Origin of the sequence: Mesorhizobium metallidurans STM 2683 (assembly GCF_000350085.1) — a bacterium.
Taxonomy (GTDB): Bacteria; Pseudomonadota; Alphaproteobacteria; order Rhizobiales; family Rhizobiaceae; genus Mesorhizobium; species Mesorhizobium metallidurans.
In genome coordinates, this window is record NZ_CAUM01000136.1 from 1 (window position 1) to 8525 (window position 8525).

Below are 8525 nucleotides of genomic sequence, written 5' to 3' on the forward strand. Positions count from 1 at the left end.
TCGGGCGCGCAGAACCTGCTTGGCGGCAGAGGCGATTATCTCAAACTGCGCCTGATCCCGTTCCGGCTTCGCACTATCTGGCTTGGCCGCCCGGACCTCTGCCTCAATGGCGTCGTTTGGCATTCTGGCCATGCCGAACGCCTGACGGCCGATATCGAATGTCCTGTTGAGGCCCTGGAGCTGTTTGCCGCCCTCCTCTGCGCCATAGACCGCGGTGAACGCCTCTGGACCCGGCATCTCTTCGGAATAGCTGCCGGTATACATGAGGGCGTCCGGCGCATTCTGGTAGGCGAGAGAGATGTCGGTGCGCGCATCGACCAGGCTTGCGGCAGTCGCTGCTTGCGCCTTCTGGCCGAGATCTTGAATGGCATCCGGCGACAGGTCGGCCATCCAGGGTTTTGCGGCAGCCCAGGCCGTATTTCCGTCAGGCTCCATGGAACCCGTGCGGACAGGTCTTTCGTCTGGCGGAAGACCACCTGCGGGCGCTTCGCGCGTCGCCAGCGACTCAGACCCACCCGCGCTCGGCCCACCCCCACCCTCAACGGTATCGTCCTTGGTCCTGCCGTCGTTGGCCTGTGCCGCGCCAAGCATCTCGGCGGCGCGGCGCGGATCCTGCGCGATCATCGCCTGGACGAGCGCCTTGGCCGTGTTGCTGCGCCAGGCCATCCCGGCCGCTTGCCTGGCAAGCGGGTTGCCTATCTTGGCGATGAAGTCGAAGCCGCTCTGCCGGATCGCTTCGAAGGTCTTCGTGTCGTTCGGGTCGCTTTTCGCGATCGAGCCGGTGTAGAAATTGTCGACCTTGGTCCACTCGACCTGCTCATACTCGTCGCGTCGCGCCTGCTGCCTGGCGGCCATGCGGGCGGAGCCAACCGAGCGCAGGATTTCCTTCTGCCGGTGAAATTGGCGCGTTGGCCCTCGGACACTTTCGGCAGAGTGCTGTCGAAGAGTTCATCGAACAGGCCTGGCTTAACGACCCGGCCTGTGCGCGGATCGACCTGGCCATACATACTGTCATGCAAGCCGCGGCCGTCGGCCGGCGCGTTCTGTACCGCCTCGTCTTCGGCTTGCGCAACCTGTTCGTTCAAGCGCCGGCGGACGATTTCGGCGTCGAACGCCTCCTGCTGCTCCTTCTGCTGCCGGTAACGCTCGGCGACGGCGGAAAGCTCGTCGCCAAAGTTCTGCATGGCCTCGCCGACCGGCGGGCCGGCTGGATAGGAAACCACATTGCCGGTGTCGAGCCGGCGCTGGGCAAGCTGGAGGGGGATGGTCGCCATTACAAAGGAATCCCGGTGTCAGGGGCCGCCGGGAAAGCAGAGGTGCCCATCTGGATCTTCGAGAGACCCGACACGAGGCTGCTGCCCGCCTTGAAGATCGAGGCGGTCACCGCTTGCTTGCCGGAAAAGCGCGAAATCGCGGCTTGCGTGCTGAGACTGTTCTGGCGCAGCTGCGAGCCGTACTGGATCGCCTTGAGGTCGAGTTGGCCTTGCCTGGCATTGGCCGCCAGCACCTCGGTCGGCGAGCCTGCCATGCCGACGCCGGAGGCGCCGGCCTGGGCGCGCGCCTGTGCCTGCAACAGATCCTGCTTGTGGCGCTCCTGGCCCTGTTCGAAGGCCGCACTTTGGGCCTCGGCTTGGACTTGCTGCTCATAGGCCTTGGCCTGGTAGTCGGCCATTTGCTTCGACTGCTGGCCTTGGACCAGCGCGCCGCCGGCCGAAAGAGCCGTGCCGAGAAGGGCAATCGTGCACATGGTCAGCCTCGCTCGCTGGCGGGAATGAATTTGCTCCTGACGCCCTCGACCGCCGCGCCGAGCGCCGGGCGCGGATCGAGCGCGCCGCCGGGGCTGAGGAAGGAGAGCAAGAGCCTGTCGGACTGGATCGCCGAGCGGCTGAGGCGAGCGGGTGCGGCGGCCCGCGCGCCGGCCATGGCGGCGCGGCGGATGGTGGTCAGGTTGACCTTCAGGTCGGCGACGCCGGCGGCATCGAACAGGCCGTTGGCGGTGCTTATGGCGCGGCTCAAGGCATCGGCTTCGAACAATTCCTGGCGCAGTTGTTCGACCAGCCGGTGGACAGTGCGCCAGCGCTGGCCGAGAGTGGCGGCCTTGGCCGCTGTCTCCTCACCAAGTGCCGCGACGTCGGCCCGGGCTTCGCTCTCGGCGGCTGCGGCGCGACATTTGTCCACAGCGTCGATGGTCTTTTCGATAAGCGCGATTGCCTCGTTGCAATCGTCGAGCGCGGCGCGCGCGGCCGCCAGATCGCCGTCGCCGAAGATCGCGCGGTCCTCGGCCTGTTGCAGTTCGTGCCTGCGGGCGATGGCGTCGTTGAGATCGGTGTCGAGCAAGGCGATGACGGCAGCGAAATCGGCAGCCGTCCGCGCCTTGCCGAGGTCTTCGGCATGGGTGTGGGTCACGGATCGGGTTCCTTGGTGGCGAGTGATGGGTGGGCGGGGCGGCGGCACCGCAATCTCCCCCCAGATGCCCGGCGGGGCAGAGGGGGGGGCGCGAAGGATCGCCGGCCTCAGTTGCTGAAAAGCTGCTCTCAAAATCTGAACAGCAGCTCAGAATCGAGCGGTGGTCGTCAGGCTACCGTTCGTTGGGACGCAGGCATAACGCGGATAGGTCGGAGGGACAGCGCCCCCTCTGTCCTGCCGGACATCTCTCCCACCAGGGGGGAGATTAGCTGTCGCCAACGGCTTCTCTAACCTCCAGGGAAGCCCTACGGCTCGGCGTCGAACACCGGCGTGAACGCCCGGATGGTGCAGGGCGTCGGATTGACGTGGCGAATGCGCACCCGCCCCTGCCCTTCCCAGCTGTCGTCGATCGGCACCTCGACATTGCCGGTGAAAAGATCAGCCTTGCCCTCAGGCGCGACGATGCTGGGCATGCGCACCTTCTCCCAGCGCCCGCGCAGGAGGGACTGCACTTCGAGGCCGGTCGTGTCGGTTTCAAGCAACGACATCATCACCTTGGCGACCTTTTTGCGGCGGCCGATGATGGAGCCTTCGCGGCCGCCGACATCGAGCTCCAGCGTGTCGGCTTGCGCCTGATAGGGAAGCCCGACCAGCCATCTGGCGGCGGTGGCGCCGCCGGGCAGCGTCACCTGGCCGGAGGTCACGACAAGGCCTTTATAGACCTTGCCGCCGGCCAGCACGTCGACGCTCTCGCCATCGAGATGATCGAGCCCGGAGACGACGTTGACGGCGGCGCCCGAATAGGAGAGCCCGCAATCGATCTGAAAGGCATCGTCGAGGCCGCCATATTCGAAAGGCGGCGTCATGATTTCGATCGTGCGTTTCGTCACGCCGGCGATGGTGCGTTTGACGAATAGCCAGATGACATCGACGCCGTTCTGGCCGGGCGTCACCACAGCGCTTTCGACGACCGGCCAATTGGGCTCACCGGGCGTCGAGCCGGCGAAGCCGCCGCCGAGGCGATGTCGATGCATGCCGCGCACCTCTTGTGAGGGCTGGTGGGTGTAGCCACCAAGCTCGCCATTTTCGAGCGGGAACCATAGCACCGGATCGGGATCGGTCTGGAATGCAAGCTCGACCACGCCCTGCTTGGGAATGTGTTCCGAGATTTGGCCTATGTCGTCGGACGAGAACTTGCCGGCCGAGGTCTGCGTCAGCTCGGCGATCGAGCGGCGCGAGCGTGTGACATAGAGGAACGACTGCCCGGCATCGACCGGGCGGATGCGGGCGCAGCCGAAGGTGCGCGAGCGCCGGTTCTTGAACGAGGACGGCGTCAGCGCCTCGTCGATGCCGGAGCCGGACAGCGCCCTGATGCCGCCCGAGGTGCCGATCAGCAGCGCGCCGTCGGAATCGGCGATCCACGTGATGTCGTTGGCCTGCCCACCGCCGGCCTGGATGAACTCCAGCGCATCGTCGTCCTTCTCGCCCAGAGCGAAATTGTCGAAGTCGCCGGTGGCCGAGGCATAGACCGAGAATTTGCGGCTGAAGGCCAGCCGTTCCTCGTAGAGCGAGCCGGTCTCGACATATTTGCCGGGCACGAAGGTGCCGAGCCGCCAGCGCGTGATCGGGCTCAGATCGGGCAGAGCAAAACCATAAAGCTGGATTGTCACGACCGTCGTGCTGACACGGGAGACGATCTTTGCCCAGCGCCAACGGCCATCCGAACCGAGAAGGCGCACCGCCCGGCCGACATCGCTGGTTTGGAAGCCGGTATCGTCGTTGATGCCGACGATCGAAGAAGCCGTGAGATCGAACGGCGTCTGACTGGCCGCCGCCTTGTTCATCGTCACTTCGGCGAATTGGGACGAAGTATTTCCATTGACGCTAAGCCAGCGAAAGCGATGGTATTCGTAAGGCGTCTTGTTGAAGAATTCATAGAACCGCGCTTCGCCACCGGTCCAACCGCTCTCCCCCTGACGGCTGTCGATGGTCGTCCATGTCGAACCATCGTTCGAGCCCTCAATCTTCCATGCGACCGGCTGGCGGTCTACGCGCGTGCCATCGGTCGTAGTGACGGTATAGTGATCCACGATGGCTTGGGCGCCGCCGGGTAGTTGATATCCGATAAAACCAGCCGTGATGTTATCGAAGAAAACGTCAGTGCCGCTATTCTTGTCGAAAGCCTGCCATGCGCTGGACGACCCGCCGGTCGATGTAACAGTGCCGGATGGCGAGGTCAGCCCAGTCATGTCAGGTGCCAGCGAACCGTAGTCGGCTGGCGTTAGCGTCGTCGAGGTATCGTTGATGTCATCATAGGGGCCATCCTCAAAGGGATAGTCATCCAGTGTCCACGTCGTATGCGCGTTGCGCGTCAGCACCTTCGGCGGGTAATTCCTGTGGGTGATCCACATCTGGTCGGCCGACTGCACATAGGCGAGGTCGAACAGGTCCGCCTCCAGATAGGGCGATGCCACCTCCACCGTGCCGACGCGGGCGCCATAGGCATAGACGCGGATATAGAGGTCGCCGAACTCCAGGCAGTAGGCCTGCTCGGAGGAAAAAATGAACGGGATGCCGCGCGTCTTTCTGGCCGCATTCTTCACCGCACCGACGAAGACTGTACCGCCGCGCTTCCTGATGCCGCCATGCGGCAGCGTCACAAAATTCTCGCATTTGGCGAGTGCTGCCCGATAGAGGTCGAGCGAGGCACGCGCATGCAGGCGCGGCGATATCTCGCCACGGGTGAAGACATCCTGGACCGGATAGAGCGTCGTCATTAGCGAAAAGCCCTCAAAGCATGTCTCACCGTGCGCAGCGGTTTCGGGGCAAAGACATGCGAAATCAAAAACGAAAGTCGCCGCGCTGCTGCGACCAGGAGGCGGTGTGGAACCGGCCGCCGCGCTGGATGGCGTTGGCGGTGAAGGCGGCGTCCAGCGCCCGGTCATAGGCCGAGCGGGCGATATCGATCATGCCGGTCTTGTGGGTCAGCGGATGCGCGATCTTGATGGCGAGTGCCGCAACCAGCACCTCAGTGAACAGCGCGTCCCAGTCGTTGGGATCGGTGAGGTTGGCGATGTAGCGGATAAGACGCGGGCCCGGCTGGTCGCAGTAGATCAGCCCGGCCTGCTGCCGCCAGGAGATCGGAACGCCGTCCGGCTCGCCATTGTGGGTCAAGGGCAAAGGCCGCAGGCAGTCCGCGGGCAGTTCATAGGCGAAGTTCAAGGTGCAATCGCCGCTGCCGGTGTCGGCGCCGGCGACGAACGCCGACAGGATGGCGAAGACCCAGGCGTGTTTGGTCAGTTCCGCTTCGCGCGTCAGGTCAGAATGCAGATTGAGCAGCCGCGCCGCCTTGACGTCCTGGTCGAGGCTGTCGATCGGCGCCTCGTCGAGCACGGCGAGCACCATGTTGGCGATGTCGAGCGGGGTAATGGCCATGGCGTCAGGCCTCCGTCGGTGCGGTTGATCGGGCGAAGCAGGGCATGGTGCCTCCACGGCAAAAAGCCGCTTCGAAGCGGCTGGGATTTGGCGATTTATCTTTGGTGGAAGGTTCGCAGGGTCTCGTGCGCGGAACCCGTCACGGCGCCGACCACGATCGGGAAAGAGGTGGTGGCGCTCCGCTATCTATTCGGAAGAGGGGGCGATAACACTCTGATTTATCGAAGTTTTACGACATTGTCGCACAACGTGGCTGCGACTTGCGGCTTGGAGCCTGAGGCATCAGCCGACGCGTCGCCCCGTCGAGGTCCGCCGCTTTTCCCTTGGTTTGGCAGGGGGGTCCGATTGCGGCCCTTCGGCACGTCTCGCCATCGCCAAACCCTTGTCCAGCGCCTCCTGAAGGCTTGTCGTGTAATAGGCGGTATTTTCCGGACCATTGAGGAAGTTTATGCGGTGGATTTCCCCCTTCTTGCGTAGGGCAATGCCCGCCTTTCGAAGCTTTGCCTGAACGGTCTTGTACGTCAAATTCATGGTTAACCCCTGCCGAGACAAGACAACATCGCCGTTCTTTGTAACTGGCCAGTGCCGGCAATTGATCAATGTGCAACAGGAATAATGTGGCGAACTCCAAACTTCGTTTCACACGGGAGCAGCCCAGGGCATGCGTTTGGGATTCGCCACATCGGCCGGCCTAGGTCCATCGAGCTAATTGATTGAGGCGCCAAACATGTCCACACTTGCACTTACCGAAGCCCAGCGAACGCCTGCTGATATTGCTTCGACTTGTTTGCCGGCATTTGTCCAAACCCCGACGCCGGTCGGTAAACAAAGGCGGACCCACTGTCCCTCGGGTCCGCCTTTTCTTTTTTGAAAGGCATTGCAACTGCCTCATGCGCAGGGCGAAGTGCTGACAGCTCTCCGCCCGCTTGCTCAAACCTCGGTTGTCTTCAGCGCGATGAAGGTCATGTTCTTGACGCTGGAGGCCGTGCGGTCCCAGTTCGCCGCCAGCGCCAGCTCCGCGTCGGTGGCGAATTCGCCGGCCGAGGAGGCGTCGAGGAAGCGGGTGCCCGGCACATGCGGCACGAAGTGCCGGCGGCCGACCATTTCCGTGACGCCGCCGCCATGGCCCTGGCGCGGCTTGCGATCGAACTCCAGCGGCCCGCCTTCCGTATTCACCGGAAGCTCGTTCCACAGGATCGCCTTGTCCTTGAACATGAAGGCGGTGTAGACGCCCGCTGCCACCGGAATGTCGTCGTCGACGACGGCCCTGAGCCCCATATAATAGGGGATCAGCGGCCCGCCCTGCTCCGACGACGGCACATAGTCGATGAGGTCGGCGAGCTTCAGCGCCTTCATCTGTTTCGAGTGCATCCAGATCGTCTTGAACTTGTCGGCGCGGTCGCCCATCAGATAGGCGGCCTCGATGATGTCGGTGTCGACGATGGAGGCGCCGGTGGTGCGCACCAGATCGCCGCCATCATTGGCGATGTTGTCGGCGACGACGCCCTTCAGGATGCCGAGCAAGGTCAGCTTGTTGGCGCGCTGCCAATATTCGGTCTGGCGGCGCACGATCAGCTTCTGCGGGTCGTCGCCGGCCAGGATCGAGGTCAGGTCCGGAACGCCCCACGCCTGTGCGCGGACATTACGGGCGGCGACCTCGCGGCGCGAACCGATCTTCTTCATCTCGATGGAGTCGGCCGGGTCGTCATTGACCGGTTCGGACGGGTCGTTGCCGAGATCCTTCCAGCCGGGCATGTCGACCGAGCGGCCGCCCATCGACAGTTTCGAAGCGATGGACGGGTCGGAAAACAGGATCCCGGCCTGGTAGATCTCGAGCGACTGGACATGCTCCTCGAACGAGTATTGTGCATAAACGGACGGAACGATCGCGTCCGCGATACGGGTATAAGCGTCTGCCATTTTGTCTTTCCTTCATGGGTTGATTGGCGGCGAGCTTTAGAGGCCGTTTCGAAACTCGCTCCGGCGCGCCAGGTGGTGGTGGTTTCGAGAACCGGAGCGCAGCGGACTTTTGGGTCCGTGAGCACCGGCCTACGCCGGCCGTAGCCTTAACTGTCACGACCACTCATCAGTGCTTCGGCCGGCGAAGGCCGGAAGCGCAGAAAACGCCGCCAGATGGCCGCCGGAGTAGAGTTTCCAAAGGGAGTGAATTCTCCACCGCCTAAAGGCGGTGGCTTCAGGTTACGGCTCAAAGCCGGATCGGTCCGCCGTTCGGCGGACTTGGCGCCAACTCACGTCACGTTGAAGTCGTCGTCGGGCTCTGGCGGCGTCTGGTTCTTGATGTATTCGGCCCACATCTCGTCGGTGACGTTCCCGCTGCTCACCACCCAATAACCGCGCGCCCACAGGTGTTGGCCCCAGTAACGCTTGCGCAATATGCCGAACTCGCTCAACAGCTTGTGCGAACTGCGTCCTTTCAAATGTTGCACCGCGCGCGATACCGACAGGTTCGGCGGGATCGACACAAGCATATGCACATGGTCGCGATTGATCGATCCGGCGTGCACAACCATTTCATGCGCCCGTGCCGTCTCACGCAACAGTTCCCGGCACCGGTTGCCGACGTCGCCGCCTAGCACCGCATGACGGTACTTCGTCACCCACACCAGATGATATTTGCAGTCCCAAACCGTGTGACCGCCACGCTTGTAAGCTTCCATCCAGAT

General features: G+C 63.3%; 7 protein-coding genes and 1 pseudogene. All 8 read right to left on the reverse strand.

Translation table 11 applies throughout. The annotated features are described in order from the left end of the window. Positions 1-855 (reverse strand): annotated as a pseudogene (locus tag MESS2_RS33060) (hypothetical protein); the annotation flags it as partial. Positions 856-1273: 418 nt separating this feature from the next. Then, positions 1274-1747 carry a hypothetical protein gene (locus tag MESS2_RS22905; protein ID WP_008876861.1) on the reverse strand — a complete coding sequence of 158 codons (474 nt, stop codon included), beginning with the start codon at positions 1745-1747 and terminating at the stop codon, positions 1274-1276. A 2-nt stretch (positions 1748-1749) separates the two neighbouring features. Next, positions 1750-2406: a hypothetical protein gene (locus tag MESS2_RS22910; RefSeq protein WP_008876862.1), complete on the reverse strand. Its 657-nt coding sequence runs from the start codon at positions 2404-2406 to the stop codon at positions 1750-1752. A gap of 305 nt (positions 2407-2711) precedes the next feature. Continuing rightward, positions 2712-5183, reverse strand: a complete 2472-nt coding sequence (locus MESS2_RS22915) for a phage tail protein (protein ID WP_008876863.1) — start codon at positions 5181-5183, stop codon at positions 2712-2714. Positions 5184-5247: 64 nt separating this feature from the next. Continuing rightward, positions 5248-5841 (reverse strand): phage connector family protein, encoded by a 594-nt coding sequence (locus MESS2_RS22920; RefSeq protein ID WP_008876864.1) that lies wholly within the window; start codon positions 5839-5841, stop codon positions 5248-5250. A 282-nt stretch (positions 5842-6123) separates the two neighbouring features. Further along, the gene (locus tag MESS2_RS22925; RefSeq protein WP_008876865.1) at positions 6124-6372 is read right to left on the reverse strand and encodes a hypothetical protein; all 249 of its coding nucleotides are present in this window, start codon (positions 6370-6372) and stop codon (positions 6124-6126) included. A gap of 399 nt (positions 6373-6771) precedes the next feature. Beyond that, positions 6772-7761, reverse strand: a complete 990-nt coding sequence (locus tag MESS2_RS22930; RefSeq protein WP_008876866.1) for a hypothetical protein — start codon at positions 7759-7761, stop codon at positions 6772-6774. A gap of 329 nt (positions 7762-8090) precedes the next feature. After that, positions 8091-8519 (reverse strand): IS200/IS605 family transposase, encoded by a 429-nt coding sequence (gene tnpA / locus MESS2_RS22935; RefSeq protein ID WP_008876867.1) that lies wholly within the window; start codon positions 8517-8519, stop codon positions 8091-8093. Positions 8520-8525: the final 6 nt, after the last annotated feature.

Excerpts from the sequence above, each read along its gene's own strand:
- MESS2_RS22905 (WP_008876861.1), bottom strand. The coding sequence starts at position 1,747 with ATGTGCACGATTGCCCTTCTCGGCACGGCTCTTTCGGCCGGCGGCGCG.
- MESS2_RS22930 (WP_008876866.1), bottom strand. The coding sequence starts at position 7,761 with ATGGCAGACGCTTATACCCGTATCGCGGACGCGATCGTTCCGTCCGTT.
- MESS2_RS22915 (WP_008876863.1), bottom strand. The coding sequence starts at position 5,183 with ATGACGACGCTCTATCCGGTCCAGGATGTCTTCACCCGTGGCGAGATA.
- tnpA (WP_008876867.1), bottom strand. The coding sequence starts at position 8,519 with ATGGAAGCTTACAAGCGTGGCGGTCACACGGTTTGGGACTGCAAATAT.
- MESS2_RS22920 (WP_008876864.1), bottom strand. The coding sequence starts at position 5,841 with ATGGCCATTACCCCGCTCGACATCGCCAACATGGTGCTCGCCGTGCTC.
- MESS2_RS22925 (WP_008876865.1), bottom strand. The coding sequence starts at position 6,372 with ATGAATTTGACGTACAAGACCGTTCAGGCAAAGCTTCGAAAGGCGGGC.